The following is an 18,842-nucleotide window of genomic DNA, read 5'->3' as shown; positions in this document are numbered from 1 at the left end:
CAACGATAAACTGTATGTATGACCAGTATTTTACGTTGATAAGCAGGAAGTGCCGATTGTCATTGGTTGTGTGGTGGCTGATACAAAATAGGGGGCATTAGCCGATTAGGCAGAGACAGTTAAACGGGCGCAGCATGCGGCGCCCCTACAAATTGAGCAACATGGTGATTCTCACCAACTCCAACCAATCTGTGATCCATCGCACCGTTTTGCCCCTGCGGTTGGACATCTCTCCCCAGCTCAGTCTTTATCTACTTCCTTGGCTAGATTGATTTTTTCCTCTGAGGAATTTCCGATGCACAAACCCTTCAGTTATACGCTACTGGCTTCTTCTCTATTCTTTTCCCTCAATGCACTAGCTCAACCGGCTGGCGATCTGCCGCTGATGCCCTGGCCGCAGCAGGTTGAGTTAGCTCAGCCGCAGGGCAAGCTGGTGCTGGATTACCGCTTATCGTTCAACGTTCAGGGGGACGATTTGAGCGAAGCGCAGGCTCGCTGGCGCGATCGCCTGGAACGCCAAACCGGCTGGACGTTGGCCCCACAGGACGAGAAAAACCAAGCGGCAACGATCAACATCATCATCAAACATCAGGTTGCAGCCCAGCCGCTGCCGGACAGCGATGAAAGCTACCAGCTCAAGGTCACTCCGCAGGGTGCCACGCTGACGGCCAACACACGCTTCGGTGCATTACGCGGTATGGAAACACTGCTGCAACTGGTGCAGACCGATGGCGAAAACACCTTTATGCCGTTGGTGAACATTACCGACGTTCCGCGTTTTCCTTGGCGAGGCGTGCTGCTGGATTCGGCGCGCCATTTCCTGCCGGTGGAGGATATTCTGCGGCAGCTTGATGGGATGGCGGCGGCCAAACTCAACGTATTCCACTGGCATCTGACCGACGATCAGGGTTGGCGCTTTGCTTCCGAACACTATCCAAAGCTACAGCAACTGGCCAGTGACGGTCATTTCTACACCCGTGAACAGATGAAGCAGGTCGTTGCCTACGCCACGGCGCGGGGCATCCGCGTGGTGCCAGAAATCGATCTGCCGGGTCATGCTTCTACCATTGCCGTGGCGTATCCAGAGCTGCTTAGTGCGCCGGGGCCGTATCAAATGGAACGCCATTGGGGGGTCCACAAGCCGACGCTCGATCCTTCGAACGACAAGGTTTATCAGTTTGTCGACAGCATCATCGGCGAACTGGTGGCGATCTTCCCGGATCCTTATCTGCATATCGGTGGCGATGAGGTGGATGCCACCCAGTGGAAAGCGTCAAAAACCATCCAGGCGTTTATGCAGCAGAACCAGCTGGCGGATGCCCATGCGTTGCAGGCTTTCTTCAACCAGAAGCTGGAAAAAATCCTTGAACAACATCAGCGCCGTATGGTGGGTTGGGATGAGATTTACCATCCTACCTTGCCGCGTACCATCGTGATCCAATCCTGGCGTGGGCCAGATTCTTTGGGGGCCAGTGCACAGGACGGCTACCAAGGCATTCTTTCCACCGGTTTCTATCTCGATCAGCCGCACAGCACCGCCTATCACTATCGCAATGAAATTTTGCCGCAGCCGCTGGGGGTAGATACCAACGTGCAGGCGGGGGAGCAGGCGCAGAGCTGGCAATTCAGCATGCCGCGTTTCAAGGGGAGCCCGGTGGAAGGCACCTTCACGCTGATCGAAGGCAAGCAAGGATGGCGTGGTTTTATCGATTTCAAAGACAAATCGCGGCGTGCAGTGCGGGACATCGAATGGCGCACTCCAGAACAGGTGACCTTCCGCATTGATACCTGGATGGGCGACACGCGTCCGGTATTTACTCTGCAGCAGGATCAACTGAGCGGTTACACGTTGGTGGGCAACGTGCGCTATCCAACCAGCGGCAGCAAATTGACGGCGATCCCGGCGGGTGTGATGCCAGTGGTGCCGGATGAACAGCATCAGGCCAATATTCTGGGGGGCGAAGCCGCCTTCTGGGCGGAAAACATCCGCGCACCGGTGCTCGATCTCAAGCTGTGGCCAAGAACCTTTGCCGTGGCGGAACGTATGTGGTCGGCCAAGGATGTGACCAACGAGGATAATATGTACCAACGCCTGGCAGCGATAGATGCCTGGTCGGTGGTGTCTGTTGGCCTGCAACAGCATGCTGAAACGGCGCGTGAGTTTACCCGTTTGGCTAACAGCGTAGATATCACCCCATTGCAGATCTTGGCCGAAGCGGTGGAGCCGGGGCAGTATTACACCCGTCAGCACCTGAAGTTCAAGGCAGGTAATTACCATCAATTTGAGCCACTTAACCGCTTTGCTGATGCCATTCCCCCGGAAAGTGCGGCGGTACGCGATCTCGATAAGCAAGTGGCGTTGCTGCTTAAAGACAAGAACCATCGGGCGGCGGCGGAGGCGATCCGTGAACGGCTACAACGCTGGCAACGTAACGGTGCACCGGTGAAGCAGGTGATAGCCGGTAACGTGGTGATGAAGGATTTGGCTCCGGTGGCGCAGGATGTCGGCGCGCTGGCCGATCTGGGCTTGATGCTATTGGAACGTTATCAGCAAGGAAAGCCTTTGAGTAAAGCCGAGGCGGAACAGGCCCAGCAACAGCTGGACGCGGCAGCACAGATCCGGGATGAAGTGGTGATTGCGGCGGTATACCCGCTGGAAACGCTGTTGCGCGCAGTGGCGGTGCGGTAACCGGGCAGGGATGGCGTGGTTAAGACTGCGCCAACCAACTATCCCAGATGGGCACCGGCTGTAGTTGCTCCAGCAGGAAATCGATAAAGGCACGCACCTTGGGGTTGCTGTAGCGGCTGGGAAAATACAGGGCATACAGGCCGTGGGTCGGGTGAGTCAGTTTGTCGTCCAGCGCCAGCGGAACCAGGGCACCTTGCTCAATCAAATCGCCCAACAGATAAGTGGGCAGATAGGCAATGCCTTGGTTTTCCAGCACTGATTTCAACAGTACCAGGCTGCTGTTGGCCTGGATCGGGGTACGTGTCTTCAAGTGGTGGGCGACGCCCTGTTCATCAAGGGTTTTCCATACCGGGGTCAAGCCAGGGTAAATCAGGCACTGATGATGGGGTAAATCCTGAATGGAATGCGGCGTACCGTAATTCTCGAGATATTTCGGGCTGGCGCAATAGGCCCAATTAACCGTGGCTAATTTACGCATTGCATAATTAATAGGCGGCTCCGAAGAAATGCGCAATGCGATATCAAAGTTGGTTTCATTAAGGTTAACAAAGTTGTCGTTAAGGTTAATATATAAATCAACATCGGGGCAACGCTCACGAAAATGATTCGCCAACGTTGCCAAATGGGAATAACCAAAAGCCATAGAGCAGGTTATCCGTAATTCACCGTTGGGGTGATTATAGTAACCGGCGGTGGTGTTGAGCGATTCATTAAAGTCCAGCAACAGTTGCGTTGCACGATTGTATAAGTATTGGCCAGGTTCGGTGAGCGTAAAGCTGCGCGTGGTTCTCTTGATTAAGGTGGTGCCCAACTGACTTTCTAGCTGTGACAAGCTCTTGCTGACCGCCGAGGGTGAGACGTTCAGGTGTGCGGCAGCCTCCGACAGCCCACCACATTCCACAATTTTGACCAGAACTTCCAGTTGCTTTAACGACGCTGGGCTGCTCATTTTTTCCTTTAATTCACGAGTGATTTCATTAAACGGTACGAATGCGCTATTACATCGCTGCGAACAAGATGCCATTATTAATAGCAGAATACGCTGTACCGTACCGGATCACAACTAAACACCAAGGGGTGACCTGTCTCACACAAGTCACAAATTACTGTAGAGAAAAATAAAAAAGTGACTTAAGTCACATGAACAAAAAAGATAAAAATAAGGAATTGAATATGTGGAAACGTTTAGAACCCTACAAATCATCATTTATTCTGCTATTTGCCTTAACGCTCGGGGGGATAGTCGGTATTTACGCGCCCGATATTGCGTTGAAATTACAGGCAATCGGTAAGATATTCCTTAACCTGCTGTTTATGATTATCGTGCCGTTGGTCAGTGTCAGCGTCATGTCCTCGATCGCCAGCATGACCGACCTGAAAAAGCTCGGGCGCATCATGGGGGTGATTTTTGCCGTTTCCATTGTGATGGCGCTGATACCTGCGGCCGGTATCGTCGGTTTGGCCACGCTGTTCAACCCCGCGCAGGGGGTCACCATCGAACTGGCGGAGAAGTTTAATGCCGGTGGTGGAGGTATGGATTTTGTCAGCATGGTGACCACCAACGACTTCGTCGGGCTACTGTCGAAATCCAACATCCTGGCGCTGATTATCATGTCCGTGATTGCCGGCATCGCTATCGGCCAGTCGGGTGAGCAGGGCAAGCGGGTGTCCAATTCACTCAACGATCTCAACACCATCATCATGAAGATTGTGTCGATCATCATGAAGGGGGCACCCATCGGGCTGGGCTGCTATTTTGCTTCCACCATGGCCAGCCAAGACTCACAGTTGCTGGTCACCTTTGCCAGAGCCATCGGTCTGTTCTTTGCTGCAACGCTACTGTACTACGTTTTTGGCTCCATTTTTTACTCGTGGATCGGCGGCGGCATGCCTGCGATACGTGCCTTCTGGCGTAACGCCATCGAGCCTTCGGCCACCGCTCTGGGCACCTGTTCCTCTTTGGGCACCTTGCCAGCCAATATCCGCGCTGCCAAAGCGATGGGGATCAATCCGGAAATCGTGGACATCTCCCTGCCACTGCTGGTAAACCTGAATAAGGGCGGCGTGGCGATGATTGCGGCCCTGAAGATCGTGTTTATTTTCGCGGTGCTGGGGCTGGATTTCACGATAGAGACATTCTTCCTGACGATGCTGATTTCCGTGCTGTCGGCGATTATCGTGGGTGGCGTCCCCGGCGGGGCTTTCCTGGGTGAGATTTTCATTGTCACCACGCTGGGGCTGCCGTTAGAAACCATCCCGATGCTGGTGGTTCTGGGCACCATAACCGACGCCCCGGCCACGCTGATCAACGTCATACACGATCTCAATGCCGCACAAATTGTTGAGCGCTTTGCGGGCAAAAAGCCGCAGCCGGTCTCTGAAAACGCAGGTATTACGGATATAGCAGAAAAAATCGCGTAAGGGTTGCTGCATAGCCCTACGCACCTGATTAACGATAAAAGCAGGCAAATTGTTATGACATCTAAAAAAATAGAAACCGCCCTGGTCACCGCTGGCCGTAAGCCTCGATTCACCCAAGGATCGGTCAACCCGGTGATCCAACGCGCCTCTTCCTTAACCTTCGATACGGTGAAGGCCAAAAAGTTTGCCACCGCCAACCGTGCCAAAGGGGAGTTATTCTACGGACGTCGCGGCACCCTGACGCATTTCTCATTCCAGGATGCGATGGCCGAGCTGGAAGGCGGGGTAGGCTGCTCGCTTTACCCTTGTGGGGCGGCGGCTGTCACCAATGCTATCCTGGCGTTTGTTGCCAGTGGCGACCATATCCTGATGACCGGAGCCGCCTATGAGCCGACGCAGGATTTCTGCAACAAAATCCTGAGCAAGCTGGGCGTGGCAACCACCTATTACGACCCGCTGATCGGTGCCGGGATCGCCGAGCTGATCCAGCCCAATACCAAAGTGCTGTTCCTTGAATCTCCAAGCTCGATCACCATGGAGGTCCAGGACGTACCGGCAATGGTGAAGGCGGCCCGGGCGGTGAACCCAGATATCGTCATCATGATTGATAACACCTGGGCGGCGGGCATTCTGTTCAAGGCACTGGATTATGGCGTGGATATCTCTATTCAGGCCGGAACCAAATATATCATCGGCCATTCAGACGCGATGCTGGGTACCGCGGTGTCGAATGCCCGTTGCTGGGACCCACTGCGTGAAAACTCCTACCTGATGGGGCAAATGGCCGACGCGGATACCGCCTATAACGGCAGCCGTGGGCTGAGAACGCTGGGTGTGCGTCTCAAGCAGCACGAGATCAGCAGCATCGCCATTGCCGAATGGCTGGCAGCACGGCCAGAGGTGGAGCGGGTCAACCACCCGGCGCTGCCTTCTTGCAAAGGGCATGAGTTCTTCCAGCGGGATTTCAGCGGTAGCTGCGGGTTATTCTCTTTTGTGCTGAAAGCACGGTTGACGAACGAGCAGGTTGCCCACTATCTGGACCATTTTGAACACTTCAGCATGGCCTATTCGTGGGGTGGGTTTGAATCGCTGATCCTGGCCAACCAGCCGGAAGAACTGAACGAAATTCGTCCGGCGGCCAAGGTGGACTTTACCGGCACGTTAGTGCGCGTTCATATTGGTTTTGAGAATATTGATGACCTGATCGCCGATTTGGAAGCGGGATTTGCGCGTCTGAAGTGACCCCTCACCCTAACCCTCTCCCACAGGGAGAGGGGACCTACCGTGCCACAGATTGGGCTTTGTGCCCGACGATAGCGACAGCTCTAAACGAGCCACAATTTGACTCCCGCACTCGACTACAACACTGACTCACCTTGGGAAGAGGACGGAACATGTCACAGATTGACTCCTACACCTGACAATAGCACTGAACTGGCTCCCTCTCCTTGGGGAGAGGGTTGGGGTGAGGGAGAATGCACCTTGGTCAAGCTAGAACATTTGGCGAGTTGGTAGAACCCATCTAACCCGTGGCTTTGAACGAGAGTGATTTTGCGGATGAATGTTTCAGATTGATGATGACGAAAAAACAAACGGCCAGCAAAGGCTGGCCGCATTCGATCGCACCGGGTTGCCGATTAACGGCGAACGGCGATGGCTTCGATCTCGATTTTCACGTCTTTTGGCAAACGTGCCACTTCAACGCAAGAACGCGCTGGGAACGAGGCGTTGTGCTCGGTGAAGAACGCTTCGTAGGCCGCGTTAACGGTAGCGAAATCGTTGAGATCTTTGACGAAAACGGTGGTTTTAACGATGTCGCCCACTTTCAGGCCTGCGGCTTCCACGATCGCCTTCACGTTGGCCAATGACTGGCGAGCCTGAGCGGCAACGTCATCGGGTACGGCACCGGTTTTTGGATCGACCGGGATCTGGCCGGAGGTGATGATCATGCTGCCCAGGTCAACGCCCTGCACGTAAGGACCAATGGCGGCTGGCGCGAGTTCAGTGCTGATATTACGTGACATTTTTTCTCCTGATATCCTGTTGTTGTTCAAACGGCGAGTCGGCCCGCCGTAAACTCACATGGACGCAGCATGCAGCGCCCCTACGACGCACCATTATAAAGGGTACCCGCCAGATTAACAGCGGCATACCCTGGTAAAACGGAGGATTTTAGTCGGTCTGTAGAACCACCTGATGATCGAACTCTTTCTCGCAGTAACGGCACTTGAGGTGCACTTCCCCTGCATGGGATTTGACGCTGAAACTGGAGGCCACCGGCTCGCTGCGGCTGATGCAGTTGCTGTTCGGGCAGGTCAGCACGCCGTCGATATGATCCGGCAGGCTGAGCGTCAGCTTGCGCACTACTTCATAGTTATCGATACGGTTGACCGTAGCCTTGGGCGCGTACATCGCCAGCTGGTTGGCCTGCTGCTCGGTCAGGAAGGTGTTCTCGATCTTGATCAAATCCTTGCGGCCCAGCTCTTTGGAGGGCAGGTTCAGGCCGATGGTGATGCGCTGATCGGTGGCGGTCAGTTTGAACAGTGAGAGCAGCTTAAAGCCGATTTGCGCCGGAATATGGTCGATCACCGTGCCGCACTTGATCGCTTCAACCTGGAGTTTGTTATCGTGAGTCATGACGGTTCCCCCTTAAAGAGCCAAATCTGCGTTTAAAACCAGTGCCAACAGCGCCTGACGGGCGTAAATACCGTTGCCTGCCTGTTGGAAATAGTGGGCATACGGTGTCTTGTCCACCTCAATGGCAATCTCATCAATGCGCGGCAGCGGATGCAGCACCTTCATGTTGTCCCGAGCACCGGCCAAGTCAGAAGCTCGCAGGATGAACTGCGCCTTCACGTTGGCGTATTCGGACGGGTCCAGGCGCTCTTTCTGTACGCGGGTCATATACAGAATATCCAGTTCCGGCACCACTTCTTCAATGCTGTTGTGGCGGCTGTAGGAGATGCCTTTTTCGTCCAGCATCTTCAGGATATAGCTAGGCATTGCCAAAGCGTCTGGCGCGATGAAGAAGAAGTGGTTTCCTTCATATTTTGCCAGCGCCTGGGTGAGCGAGTGCACGGTGCGGCCATATTTCAGGTCGCCGACCATGGCGATATTGATATTGCTCAGGCGGCCCTGGGTTTCCTGGATGGTGAACAGATCCAGCAGCGTTTGGGTCGGGTGCTGGTTCGAGCCGTCACCGGCGTTCAACACTGGGATACCGCCAGAGAATTCAGCGGCCAGGCGTGATGCGCCTTCCTGCGGATGGCGCATCACGATGGCATCAACGTAGGTGCTGATCACCGAGATGGTATCGGCCAGCGTTTCGCCCTTTTTGCCGAGGGAGGTGTTGCTGCTGTCGGAGAAACCGACCACCGAAGCCCCCAGGCGCTGGATCGCGGTCTCAAACGACAGGCGGGTACGCGTAGACGCTTCAAAGAAGCAGCTGGCGATCACCAGGTGTTTGAGCAGCTCCGGCTGCGGGTTAGCTTTCAGGCTGGCGGCGGTGCTGAGCACCAGCTCCAGATCTTCACGGCTGAGATCGTTAATAGAGATGATGTTCTTGCGATACAGCGGATTGGCCATGTTCACTCTCCTCGACTCGGGCCCTTGGCGCGGGGCTTTTCAATGTAATAGCAATGCTTTGGACAAAAAAAAGCCCCTCAACGAGGGGCTTTAAATGATGGTTCATGCAACAGGGGAAATAACGGCAGTTGCCCGCCGATTGGCTGGCGGTTTTGTCGAGTGTGGCGAACAAAACAAAGGTCGTTTTTCATGCTTTCTCCTGGCAAATTGTCGCGCATTATACTCGCGCTTTTTTTCTCTGCAAGGGTAAAAACACCACTTTTTGCGATTTCGCAATCGATTGGCTTGGCGATTACCGCTGCGAGTGGCACTCGGTGTCTGGTTGTTTGGCCACGTTCCTGCTAGCGCTTAATCCCGCATATGCTCACCGGCCTGTAAGGCAGCCCGGTCGTAATGCTGCACGATGTGGCCGTTCTCCATCAGGGCGGCGCGTTCGGACATGTGGGCAATCACGTCACCGTCATGGCTGACCAGCAAGTAGGTCATGCCATGCTCGCGTTTGAGGTGGTTGAGCAGGTTGAGGATCTCCGCCTGCACCGACATATCCAGCGCCGAGGTGGGTTCATCCAAGAGCAGCAGCTTAGGCCGCAACAGCAGGGCACGGGCGATAGCGACGCGCTGGCGTTGGCCGCCTGAAAGCTGGTGGGGATAGCGCTGTGCCGTGGCCGCGCTCAGCCCTACCTGCCGCAAGGCTTCGTCGATCCGCGCCGTAATGTGTTTCTCACCGTGGATCTTCAACGGCTCACCCAGCGTACGGGCAATCTGATGCTGCGGATGTAACGAAGCATAGGGATCTTGAAACACCATCTGCACGTCGCGGCGTAATTGGCCGGTGAAGCGTTGCTGTGGTTGCAGAGGCTGGCCGAGCAAGCGTATTTCTCCACGCCATTCACGTTGCAAACCTGCCAGCACGCGCAGCACGGTGGATTTGCCACAGCCGGAAGCGCCAATCAGGCTGAAGGTTTCCCCCGCCTCAACGCCAAAGCTCACTGACTCCACGGCGATCTTATGGCCGTTGCCCTGCGGGAAGCTGACCTGCAAATTTTCAATGTCAATCAGCGCCATGTTCGCTCCGGGTAAAATCGATGCTGCGATCCAGCACCGGAAGATCCTGGCCGTAGGTGCTGGCATTGGGGCGGCAGGCCCACAGCGTGCGGGTGTAAGGATGGGTGGCTAGCGGCAGGTTGGCCGCGATCCCCTGATCCACCAGCTTGCCCTGATACATCACCAATACCCGGTCGCAACGTTCAGCCACCAGCGGCAGATCATGGCTGATCAGCAACAGCCCCATGTTACGCCGCGTGGTTTGTTCGACGATCAGATCGAGGATCTGATTACGTAATCTGGCATCCAGCGCCGAGGTTGGCTCATCGGCGATCAGCAGTTGCGGATCGTTGACCAGCGCAATCGCCAACATCGCGCGTTGCCCCATACCGCCGGAAAGCTGGCCGGGGTAGCTGTGATAGAGGCTTTCCGGCAAGCCGACGGCGGCCAGTGAGTTCAGCACTCGCTCATGGCGATCGGCCCGAGTCAGTGCGTTATGCAGCACCAGGGATTCTTCGATCTGCTTACCGATGCTGCGCACCGGATTCAATGCGTAGCGCGGATCTTGCAGCACCATGGCGATTTTGGCGCCGCGTACCTCGTTCCATTGACGTGGCTGAAGCTTTAGTAAATCTGTCTCACGATAGTGCAGCTTATCGGCGGTGACGATGCCCGGCTTACGTACCAGCCCCATCAGGGCGCGGGCGGTCATGGATTTGCCGGAACCTGATTCCCCCACCAGCGCCACTTTCTCCCGGCCAATGCTGAAAGAAAGGCTATCCACCACCTTGTGGCCGTTAAATTCGATATTCAGGTTCTGTGCAGTCAGCAGTGGTTCAGTCATGATGCGGATCCAGTAAGTCGCGCAGGCCGTCGCCCAGCAGGTTAAACGCCAGGCTGCTGATCAGGATCGCACAGCCAGGGATCGCGGCGATCCACCACTGATCGAAGATCACCTGCATCCCGTCGGCTACCATCGATCCCCATTCCGCCATCGGCGGTCGGGCACCCAGCCCCAGGAATCCCAGACCGGCGGCGGCCAGAATAATCCCCGCCAGATCCAATGCTAGCCGGACGACGGCAGAGGGCAGGCACATGGGCAGAATATGGCCCCATAGCAGGCGCGGCCCCTGAATGCCCATCATCTCGGCGGCGGCCAGGTAGTCGCTTTTACGCAGTAGTTGGATCTCGGCTCTGGCCTGGCGGGCATAGGCGGGCCAGGTGGTGAGCGCCAACGCCAGCGCGCCATTAACCAGCCCAGGGCCGAGCATCGCCACAAAGGCGAAGGCCAGGATCAGCCGTGGCATCGACATGACCACGTCGGTAAAGCGCATCAGCACGCGCTCCAGCCAGCCGCCGTAGTAGCCGGATAGCACGCCAATCAGCAGGCCGAGCGGCAGGGTGATTGCGGTGACCAGCAGCACCAGCCCAAGGGTTGGTCGGGTGCCGTAGATCAGGCGGGAAAGGACGTCGCGGCCATAGCTGTCGGTGCCGAGCCAATGGCCAGCTCCCGGCGGCAATAGGCGGTTGGCAGCGTTCTGCCAGTTGGGATCGACCGGTGCCAACCAAGGCGCAAACAGCGCTATCAGCACCAGTAACAGCAGGATGGTGGCTCCGCAGGTGGCGGAAGGTGAGCGTTTAAGCAGCGTCATGGTCATTGGCGCGCCCTCGGATCGAGCAAGCGCACCAGCAGGTCGGTGAGATTGTTGATAATCACAAAGCACAGGCCGATCAGCAGCGTGCCGCCCATGATGGCGGTGGTGTCCCCGGCAAACAGCGCGGTGGTCAGATAGCGGCCAATGCCCGGCCAGGAGAACACGGTTTCGGTCAGAACCGCTCCCTCCAGCATGCTGGTATAGGCAAGCGCGATCACCGTCAGCAGGGTGCCGCTGATGTTGGGCAGCACGTGGTGGAACATGATGCGCATTTCGCTGGCCCCTTTGGCACGCGCCAGGGTGATGTACTCTTTATTCAATTCGCTCAGGCAGGCGGAGCGGGTCAGGCGGGTAATGCTGGCCAACGAATAATAGGCCAGCAGGCAAACCGGCAGCACCAGGTGTGCCAACGCATTGCGCACGGCCCCCGCATCGCCGGAAAGCCAGGTGTCGATCAGCGCGAAGCCGGTTTTGGCCTCGACGGTGTATTGGTAGACATCGTCCAACCGCCCCGGCCCGGCGCTCCACTGTAGCTTGGCGTAGAAAAGCAATAGCATCAGCAGCCCCAGCCAGAAGATGGGCACCGAATTGCCGAGCAGGGTAATAAAGCGCACGCCGATGTCCAGCTTGCTGCCGGCAAAACGCGCGCACAATACGCCAGCCAGCACGCCGAGCGGGGCTCCAATCACCAACGACAGCGTGGCCAATTCCAACGTGGCCGGGAAGGCATGCAGCAGATCCTGCAATACCGGTTGGCCGGTGGCGCTGGCGGTGCCGAGATCGCCATGGGCCAGCCGCTCCAGATAGTGCCAGAACTGCACCGGCAACGAGCGATCCAGGCCAAGCTGCTGTTTTACCTGCTCATAGGTGGCGGCGCTGGCGTGATCGCCGACGATCTGCAACACGCGATCCACCGGCGACAAGGCAGACAGCAGGAAGGTGATCAACAATAGGCCGAACAGGGTCAGCGCCAGCGTGAGCAGCCCCTGCGCCAATCCCCAAAGACGACGCCGGGAACGGCTTCCCGGCGTAGATTTTATTGCTACCGACATGGCAATCCTGATTATTTGCTAACGCGATCGTAATAGACCATATCTGCATTCAGGCCCTGTTGATAGCCTTTGACGTTATCGCGCAGCACCACCTGCGTTTTGGCCTGATCGATAAACACATACGGTGAACTGCGCTGCAATTCCTGTTGCATAGCGGTATAGAGCGCAGTGCGTTTGGCCGGATCGGCCTCTGCGACCGCTGCCAGCGTTTGTTTGCTTAGCTCAGGGATCTGCCAACTGTTCAGCCCGGCCACCGTGCTGCTTTTGCCGTCGTTATAGGCGAAAGCGCTGGCATTGGAGTGCGCATCGAAGTAATCCGGGATCCACAGGCGGATCGCCGCCTGATGCTGCTTGGCGCGTACGCGGGCATAGACCTGGCTACCGGCGGCAGGCAACAGATCGAGCTTCACGCCACCTTGGGCAAAGCTGGCCTGTAACGACTGGGCGATGGTGATAAACGGCGGTTTGTTTTCCACGTCCAGCGTCAGGCTGGCGTTGGTGATCCCGGCTTTTTCCAGGATCGCCTTGGCCTTGGCCGGATCGAAGCTGAACGGGTTATCCTCCAGCGCCCCCGGCAGGCCGACCGGCAGGAAGCTCTGATGGACGAAGTATTGCCCTTTCAGCAGATCTTTGGTGATGCCCTGATAATCCACCAGATAGCGAGCCGCTTCCCAGAAGGCCGGGTTCTTCAGCAGCGGGTTGGCGGTATTACCGGTGTTGAACACCAGATAGTTTTGCTCGGCGGAAGGGATTTCCAGCACCTTCACACCCGCCTGGCTTTTCAGCGCGGCGGTTTGATCCGGGCCGAGTTCACGCGCCACGTCGGCATCCCCTTGCTGGATCAGCAGGCGGCGCGCGCTTGGGTCTGGCACGTTCTTGATGATGATATTGCTCAGCAGTGGCTTATCGCCCGGTGAAGTTGGGTTGGCGTCCAGCACGATCGCCTGATGTGGCTGGTAAACCCGCATCTTGAACGGGCCGCTGCCCGCAGAGTGCATCTTCAACCAGGCGTTGCCGAAGTCATCACCCTTCACGTTAGGCTGCACGGCTTTGCTGTCGACGATTGAGGCGATCGGCGTCGAGAGGATATTCAGGGCAACCGCCGGGCTGACGTCTGCCGTCCAGCTCAGTTGCACGGTATGATCGTCGATCTTTTTCAGCTGTTGTTCGATATTGTCTGGCTGCCAGCCGAGCACGTTGAGGATAAACGCCGGTGACTTGTTCATCTTCACTGCGCGGGTATAAGAAAAAATCACGTCGTCTGCAGTCAACGGGTTACCGGAGGAAAACGCTGCCTGTGGGCGCAGCTTGACCGTCAGGGTCTTGGCGGCGGCATCATCCTGCCAACTTTCCGCCAGCACCGGGATCACCTTGGCCGGATTGTCACGATCGGCCTGCACCAGACGCTGATAGAGGCTTGGGACGGTCTGAATGCTGGAAAGTTCATTGGCCTCCGCCGGATCCAGGCTGACGATATCGTCCAGTGACTGCACCACTACCAGCGTATTTGGCGGCGTGGCAGCCAGTGCGGTCGTGGAGAGGGCGGCAAGAATAAACAGCGGCAAGACTTTGGCTTTCATAGACGTTTTCCCTTAAATGTGCCGGTAAACCAGAACGGAGAAGAGGTTGTTCTCATTAGTTTTTTACGGCATTTCTGCCGCCAGAATGCCACGGTAGAACGTTGGTAAAAAACAGGCAAAGGCCAAGAAGTTATTTGATATGACGAAAAAGACTATAGAACCAGAAGGGGGGATTAACCAGAAGAAACCCTTCTATTAGAAGGGTTTTTTGAGAGGGTGATTTACAAGGTTTTGCTTAACGTGGCGACCATCACCGCCTTAATGGTGTGCAGGCGGTTCTCTGCCTGATCAAACACGATGCTGTGCTCTGACTCGAACACCTCGTTGGTCACTTCCATACCGCCGTGCATGCCGTACTGTTCGGCCATCTGTTTACCCAGCGTGGTTTGATCGTCGTGGAATGCTGGCAGACAGTGCAGGAATTTCACCTGTGGGTTGCCGGTTAGTTTCACCATTGCCATATTCACCTGATACGGCCTGAGCAGCGCAATCCGCTCCTGCCAGACTTCTTTGGCTTCCCCCATGGAAACCCAAACGTCGGTATACAGGAAATCGGCACCCTGTACGCCTTCGGCAATATCTTCCGTCAGGGTGATTTTGCCGCCGGTCTGCTGTGCGAGCGCCTGGCATTCTGCAACCAGCTCGGCCTGCGGCCAACAGGCCTTCGGCGCGACCAACCGCAGATCCATGCCTACCAGTGCGGCGGCTTCCAGCAGGGTATTGCCCATATTGTTACGTGCATCGCCAATGTAGGCGAATTTCACCTCGCTCAACGCTTTCCCTGGCAGGTGTTCACGCACGGTGAGCAGATCTGCCAGCAGCTGGGTGGGGTGGAACTCGTTGGTCAAGCCATTCCACACTGGCACACCAGCGTGTTCTGCCAAGGTTTCCACCAGGCACTGGCCAAAACCACGATATTGAATACCGTCGTACATCCGGCCCAGCACGCGTGCGGTGTCTTTCATCGACTCTTTATGGCCGATCTGGCTGCCGCTTGGGCCAAGGTAGGTCACCTGAGCGCCCTGATCGAATGCGGCAACTTCGAAAGAGCATCGGGTACGGGTAGAGTCTTTTTCGAAGATGAGCGCAATGTTCTTGCCTTGCAGATGGCGGGTTTCCTGGCCTTGCTTCTTGGCCAGCTTCAAATCGGCGGCCAACTGCAACAAGGACTGGATCTCACTGGGGGTAAAATCCATTAATCTCAAAAAGTGACGACTGTAGAACGGGTTCATCTGGCTCATCTCCGTAAATCCCTATCGTTTGATTGAATTTAAATTCACTTTATATGTATGAATATTCAATTTCAACCCCGAAGCAGAAATCTTTCACGTTTATCGTGGCAGCGGTGCCAGCGGTGTGTGAAAATAGAAGTAACGAAGCCCATTTTATTGAGGATAGAGGCATGGCAAACCGCGAATTGCTGGAAGAACAACGTGAAGAAACCCGCCTGATCATCGAAGAACTGCTGGAAGACGGCAGCGATCCGGATGCGCTCTACACTATCGAGCACCATTTCTCTGCCGAAAAGTTTGAAGTTCTGGAGCAGGCCGCCGTGGAAGCCTTCAAGTTGGGCTACGAAGTGACCGATGCCGAAGAGCTGGAAGTGGAAGATGGCTCCATGGTGATGTGTTGTGACGTGATCAGCGAAGTTGCGCTGAATGCCGAGCTGATCGACAGCCAGGTAGAACAACTGGTGGCACTGGCAGAAAAATGCGGTGTCAATTACGACGGTTGGGGCACCTACTATGAAGATCCGAACGGTGAAGAAGGCGACGACGATGAAGAAGACGGCGACTTTATCGATGAAGACGACGACGGCAAACGTCATTAATTAAATCCTGCGGGCTGGCGCAAGCTGGCCCCTGATAGAACCCGATGAAATACCAATCTCTGTTATCCCCGATTTTAAACTTCCTGCACTGTGAAACCCCGGATGGCTGGATCGAAGCGGCCCGCCGCCCGGAAAACCTGCCCCTGTTGCTGACCGACCACCTGGTATGCGAGCTGAAAGCGGCGCAGACCGGCATGTGGCTGATCCGCCGCTACGTGGCCGATAAAGAGAGTGGTGATGCCCTGCTGGCATTGCTCAGGCCCTATGAGGCGTTTGTGCACGAGGCGCAGGAAGTGCCGGAAGAGCTGTTCCGCCAGAGCGCGTTTACCAGGAAGATCCTGCCGAAGAATGGCTCGGCCTATGGCCAGGATTTGGTCGACAAGATGGTGTTGCTGATCAAAGAGGAGTTGCATCACTTCTCGCAGGTGCTGGAGATCATGCAGGCCCGGCAGATCCCTTATAGAAAGATCACCGCCAGCCGCTATGCCAAAAGCATGATCCGCGAGGTGCGTACTCACGATCCGGCCACTCTGATCGATAAGCTGATCTGCGGCGCGTATATCGAGGCCCGCTCCTGCGAACGCTTCGCCAAGCTGGCCCCGTTCCTGGACGATGAGCTGAACCGGTTTTATGTTTCGCTGCTGCGCTCTGAAGCCCGCCATTATCAGGATTACCTGACGCTGGCAGAGCAGATCGCCGGCGGCGATATCAGCGAACGCGTGGCGTTTTTTGGCCAGTTGGAGGCGGAGCTGATCCGCTCACCGGACACCGAGTTCCGCTTCCACAGCGGCGTGCCATCCCCCTCACTTTAGCCCTCTCCCACAGGGCGAGGGGACCGATCGAGTTGGGCTGTAAATGTAGTGATTCTGCATGAGCGCCGGCTAACTCACCTTGGTTGAAGGGGCGATAGCGGTTGCCAAGGTGACTCCTTCATTTCCAAACTGAGCAGGGGCTATCAGCTCCCTCTCCCTGTGGGAGAGGGTCGGGGTGAGGGGCCTATTCGGTTCCCAGTATCAAATCCACCGCCTTCTCGGCCAGCATAATGGTGGGGGCATTGGTGTTACCGCTGGTGACCTGCGGCATCACCGAACAGTCGACCACCCGCAGTCGCTCAAAGCCATGCACTCGTAGCTGCAAGTCGGTCACCGAGTCCTCCGTGTTTTGCCCCATACGGCAACTGCCCACCGGGTGATAGACCGTCTTGCAGAAGTTGCGCACAAACTCCTCCATCTGCGCCTCATCGTTTACCCACGCCGGTTGTGGCATCAGCAGATCTTTAATCAGCGGCTTGAGAGAGGCGGTCTCCAGGAAGCGCAGGCCAAATTTCACCGCGCGAATGCTGCCCGCCAGATCGTCTGGATGACCAAGATAGTTGGCCTGTAGCTTGACGGGATCGGCGGGGTTACGGCTGCGTAACTGCACCTGGCCACGCGCTTTGGGTTGCAGATAACCGACCTTGAGCGACATGCCGTGGATCGCCGGTAGCGGTTCGCCGGGCACGTCGTCCCAACTGTCGAGTATCGGCAGGAAATGTACCTGCACGTCTGGCCTGCCATTGCCTTGGGAATCGGCGAAGGCGGCCCCCTCCAGTACGTTAGAGGTCAAGACGCCGCTGCGAAAGGCTAGCCACTCGGCACCGTGGCGCAGCGCCTGCAAGCCCCGATCGGCACCGAACAGGCTGACAGGTTCGCGGGTGCTGACGTTAATCGACATATGCAGGTGATCGTGGAAGTTTTTGCCCACCGGCAGATCGGCCAGTGGCGTAATGCCCAACTGCTCCAGATGTTCACGCGGGCCGATGCCGGACAACATCAGGAGCTTCGGTGAGCCAACCGCCCCGGCGCTGAGGATCACTTCCTGGCTGGCGTGGGCGACGATCTCATTGCCACCGTTCAGGCTGTAGACTACTCCAGTTGCCACGTTGTTTTCGAAGGTGACGCGGTGTACCAGCGCGTTGAGTTTCACCACTAGCCGCGAGTTATCGCGTACGGCTTGCAGATAGGTGCGGGAGGTGCTGGCGCGTTCACCGTTGTGGGTGGTGGTCTGGTAGAACCCTACGCCGTGCTGGCTTTCACCGTTAAAGTCGTTGCGGTAGGGCAGATCCAACTCCTGACCCGCGCGGATAAACGCCATGCTGAGCGGATGGCGGTAACGGTTCTCGCTGACCGGCAGCAGCCCTTCGTTGCCGTGATACTCATCCGCCAGGCTTTCATTGGCTTCGGCGCGTTTGAAGTAGGGCAGCACGTCCTGATAGCTCCAGCCGGTACAGCCATACTGTTGCGCCCAGTCGTCGTAATCCTGCGGTTGGCCGCGCAGATAGATCATACCGTTTACCGAGCTACTGCCGCCCAGCACTTTGCCCTGGGCGATCTGCATGCGGCGGTTATTGGCGTGCGGCTCTGGCTCGGTTTCATACGGCCAGCTTTTCTTGGCGATGATCTTGGCAACCCCGGCGGGCATTTTGATAAACAGATTATTGTCGTCGCCGCCGGCTTCCAGCAGCAGGATGCGGGCCTGGGTACGGCGGATGAGCTGGGCTGCCAACACGCAACCCGCGGAGCCTGCGCCAACAATGATGTAATCGAAGTTATTTTCTGACATGACCGTTCCCTGTGCGTGATGGTTAGAGACTGTCATGGCAGAGTAACTCAGAGGAATAGTAGGTCAATTTGCGATCGTTAATTTATTAACGAATATCACAATAAATTTACATTCCAGAATTCAGCATCAGTTTAACTGGCTGAAATATAAAAATACCGTGCGTTTTTTTGAATAATGTTGATGTTAATGATTTTTTTGAGGGTGATGTGTTCTCTCCCTCACCCCAACCCTCTCCCCAAGGAGAGGGAGCCAGGTCGGCGTTGCGCTCAGGTAAGGGGATTTTCTGTAACGCAGGAAGAACACTAGACTTGCTGTTTTAGTTTGGTATGCCTTTGAAACATTAGGGAGTTGATGTCAGACGTAGGAGAGAAATCGTGGCACATT

General features: G+C 56.2%; 16 protein-coding genes. 5 read left to right on the top strand and 11 right to left on the bottom strand.

Translation table 11 applies throughout. From position 1 onward, the window contains the following. The first annotated feature begins 295 nt into the window (after positions 1 to 295). Positions 296 to 2,689, top strand: coding sequence for a beta-N-acetylhexosaminidase (locus ACKWMY_RS24065; protein ID WP_409487192.1), 2,394 nt, complete (start codon positions 296 to 298; stop codon positions 2,687 to 2,689). A gap of 19 nt (positions 2,690 to 2,708) precedes the next feature. On the opposite strand, the gene ACKWMY_RS24060 is transcribed toward ACKWMY_RS24065, so the two are convergent. Further along, positions 2,709 to 3,638 carry a LysR family transcriptional regulator gene (locus ACKWMY_RS24060; RefSeq protein WP_024529425.1) on the bottom strand — a complete coding sequence of 310 codons (930 nt, stop codon included), beginning with the start codon at positions 3,636 to 3,638 and terminating at the stop codon, positions 2,709 to 2,711. A 224-nt stretch (positions 3,639 to 3,862) separates the two neighbouring features. Between ACKWMY_RS24060 and ACKWMY_RS24055 the strand changes: the two genes are divergently transcribed. Then, positions 3,863 to 5,110 carry a dicarboxylate/amino acid:cation symporter gene (locus ACKWMY_RS24055; RefSeq protein WP_024529424.1) on the top strand — a complete coding sequence of 416 codons (1,248 nt, stop codon included), beginning with the start codon at positions 3,863 to 3,865 and terminating at the stop codon, positions 5,108 to 5,110. 54 nt (positions 5,111 to 5,164) lie between these two features. Continuing rightward, on the top strand, positions 5,165 to 6,352 hold the full coding sequence (gene metC / locus ACKWMY_RS24050) for a cystathionine beta-lyase (protein ID WP_199062502.1): 1,188 nt from the start codon (positions 5,165 to 5,167) through the stop codon (positions 6,350 to 6,352). A gap of 395 nt (positions 6,353 to 6,747) precedes the next feature. Here metC and ridA read toward each other — a convergent pair whose 3' ends face one another. The 9 genes from ridA to argF form a co-directional block, all read right to left on the bottom strand. Then, complete coding sequence (ridA, locus tag ACKWMY_RS24045; RefSeq protein ID WP_021179099.1) at positions 6,748 to 7,134, bottom strand: 2-iminobutanoate/2-iminopropanoate deaminase; 387 nt, start codon at positions 7,132 to 7,134, stop codon at positions 6,748 to 6,750. A 148-nt stretch (positions 7,135 to 7,282) separates the two neighbouring features. Beyond that, a complete protein-coding gene (pyrI, locus tag ACKWMY_RS24040; protein WP_021807800.1) occupies positions 7,283 to 7,747 on the bottom strand; it encodes an aspartate carbamoyltransferase regulatory subunit in 465 nt (154 codons plus the stop codon). Positions 7,748 to 7,759: 12 nt separating this feature from the next. After that, a complete protein-coding gene (gene pyrB / locus ACKWMY_RS24035; protein WP_024483414.1) occupies positions 7,760 to 8,695 on the bottom strand; it encodes an aspartate carbamoyltransferase in 936 nt (311 codons plus the stop codon). Positions 8,696 to 9,043: 348 nt separating this feature from the next. After that, positions 9,044 to 9,760 (bottom strand): ABC transporter ATP-binding protein, encoded by a 717-nt coding sequence (locus ACKWMY_RS24030; RefSeq protein ID WP_029711255.1) that lies wholly within the window; start codon positions 9,758 to 9,760, stop codon positions 9,044 to 9,046. Then, positions 9,747 to 10,583 (bottom strand): ABC transporter ATP-binding protein, encoded by an 837-nt coding sequence (locus ACKWMY_RS24025; protein ID WP_098928944.1) that lies wholly within the window; start codon positions 10,581 to 10,583, stop codon positions 9,747 to 9,749. Before ACKWMY_RS24025 ends, ACKWMY_RS24030 begins: the two co-directional genes overlap by 14 nt. Next, on the bottom strand, positions 10,576 to 11,397 hold the full coding sequence (locus ACKWMY_RS24020) for an ABC transporter permease (RefSeq protein WP_024483417.1): 822 nt from the start codon (positions 11,395 to 11,397) through the stop codon (positions 10,576 to 10,578). Before ACKWMY_RS24020 ends, ACKWMY_RS24025 begins: the two co-directional genes overlap by 8 nt. Continuing rightward, on the bottom strand, positions 11,394 to 12,446 hold the full coding sequence (locus ACKWMY_RS24015) for an ABC transporter permease (protein WP_409487191.1): 1,053 nt from the start codon (positions 12,444 to 12,446) through the stop codon (positions 11,394 to 11,396). The genes ACKWMY_RS24020 and ACKWMY_RS24015 overlap by 4 nt, the downstream gene beginning before the upstream one ends. Before the next feature lie 11 nt (positions 12,447 to 12,457). Then, entirely contained in the window at positions 12,458 to 14,026 is a 1,569-nt protein-coding gene (locus ACKWMY_RS24010; protein ID WP_409487190.1) for an ABC transporter substrate-binding protein, read from the bottom strand. A 221-nt stretch (positions 14,027 to 14,247) separates the two neighbouring features. Further along, positions 14,248 to 15,267 carry an ornithine carbamoyltransferase gene (gene argF / locus ACKWMY_RS24005; RefSeq protein WP_024529418.1) on the bottom strand — a complete coding sequence of 340 codons (1,020 nt, stop codon included), beginning with the start codon at positions 15,265 to 15,267 and terminating at the stop codon, positions 14,248 to 14,250. Between the two features lie 161 nt (positions 15,268 to 15,428). Here argF and rraB point away from each other — a divergent pair, with 161 nt between their 5' ends. Together rraB and miaE are read left to right on the top strand one after the other, a co-directional pair. Next, positions 15,429 to 15,857, top strand: coding sequence for a ribonuclease E inhibitor RraB (rraB, locus tag ACKWMY_RS24000; protein WP_024529417.1), 429 nt, complete (start codon positions 15,429 to 15,431; stop codon positions 15,855 to 15,857). A gap of 44 nt (positions 15,858 to 15,901) precedes the next feature. Next, the gene (gene miaE / locus ACKWMY_RS23995) at positions 15,902 to 16,669 is read left to right on the top strand and encodes a tRNA isopentenyl-2-thiomethyl-A-37 hydroxylase MiaE (protein ID WP_024529416.1); all 768 of its coding nucleotides are present in this window, start codon (positions 15,902 to 15,904) and stop codon (positions 16,667 to 16,669) included. Between the two features lie 184 nt (positions 16,670 to 16,853). On the opposite strand, the gene ACKWMY_RS23990 is transcribed toward miaE, so the two are convergent. Then, positions 16,854 to 18,458, bottom strand: coding sequence for a GMC family oxidoreductase (locus ACKWMY_RS23990; protein WP_409487189.1), 1,605 nt, complete (start codon positions 18,456 to 18,458; stop codon positions 16,854 to 16,856). Positions 18,459 to 18,842: the final 384 nt, after the last annotated feature.

Source organism: Serratia sp. J2 (assembly GCF_046269175.1).
GTDB lineage: Bacteria > Pseudomonadota > Gammaproteobacteria > Enterobacterales > Enterobacteriaceae > Chania > Chania fonticola_C.
Note: the sequence above shows the minus strand (reverse complement) of the source record. Positions and strands in the feature narration are given on the sequence as shown.

Excerpts from the sequence above, each read along its gene's own strand:
- ACKWMY_RS24065 (WP_409487192.1), top strand. The coding sequence starts at position 296 with ATGCACAAACCCTTCAGTTATACGCTACTGGCTTCTTCTCTATTCTTT.
- ACKWMY_RS24060 (WP_024529425.1), bottom strand. The coding sequence starts at position 3,638 with ATGAGCAGCCCAGCGTCGTTAAAGCAACTGGAAGTTCTGGTCAAAATT.
- ACKWMY_RS24055 (WP_024529424.1), top strand. The coding sequence starts at position 3,863 with ATGTGGAAACGTTTAGAACCCTACAAATCATCATTTATTCTGCTATTT.
- metC (WP_199062502.1), top strand. The coding sequence starts at position 5,165 with ATGACATCTAAAAAAATAGAAACCGCCCTGGTCACCGCTGGCCGTAAG.
- ridA (WP_021179099.1), bottom strand. The coding sequence starts at position 7,134 with ATGTCACGTAATATCAGCACTGAACTCGCGCCAGCCGCCATTGGTCCT.
- pyrI (WP_021807800.1), bottom strand. The coding sequence starts at position 7,747 with ATGACTCACGATAACAAACTCCAGGTTGAAGCGATCAAGTGCGGCACG.
- pyrB (WP_024483414.1), bottom strand. The coding sequence starts at position 8,695 with ATGGCCAATCCGCTGTATCGCAAGAACATCATCTCTATTAACGATCTC.
- ACKWMY_RS24030 (WP_029711255.1), bottom strand. The coding sequence starts at position 9,760 with ATGGCGCTGATTGACATTGAAAATTTGCAGGTCAGCTTCCCGCAGGGC.
- ACKWMY_RS24025 (WP_098928944.1), bottom strand. The coding sequence starts at position 10,583 with ATGACTGAACCACTGCTGACTGCACAGAACCTGAATATCGAATTTAAC.
- ACKWMY_RS24020 (WP_024483417.1), bottom strand. The coding sequence starts at position 11,397 with ATGACCATGACGCTGCTTAAACGCTCACCTTCCGCCACCTGCGGAGCC.
- ACKWMY_RS24015 (WP_409487191.1), bottom strand. The coding sequence starts at position 12,446 with ATGTCGGTAGCAATAAAATCTACGCCGGGAAGCCGTTCCCGGCGTCGT.
- ACKWMY_RS24010 (WP_409487190.1), bottom strand. The coding sequence starts at position 14,026 with ATGAAAGCCAAAGTCTTGCCGCTGTTTATTCTTGCCGCCCTCTCCACG.
- argF (WP_024529418.1), bottom strand. The coding sequence starts at position 15,267 with ATGAGCCAGATGAACCCGTTCTACAGTCGTCACTTTTTGAGATTAATG.
- rraB (WP_024529417.1), top strand. The coding sequence starts at position 15,429 with ATGGCAAACCGCGAATTGCTGGAAGAACAACGTGAAGAAACCCGCCTG.
- miaE (WP_024529416.1), top strand. The coding sequence starts at position 15,902 with ATGAAATACCAATCTCTGTTATCCCCGATTTTAAACTTCCTGCACTGT.
- ACKWMY_RS23990 (WP_409487189.1), bottom strand. The coding sequence starts at position 18,458 with ATGTCAGAAAATAACTTCGATTACATCATTGTTGGCGCAGGCTCCGCG.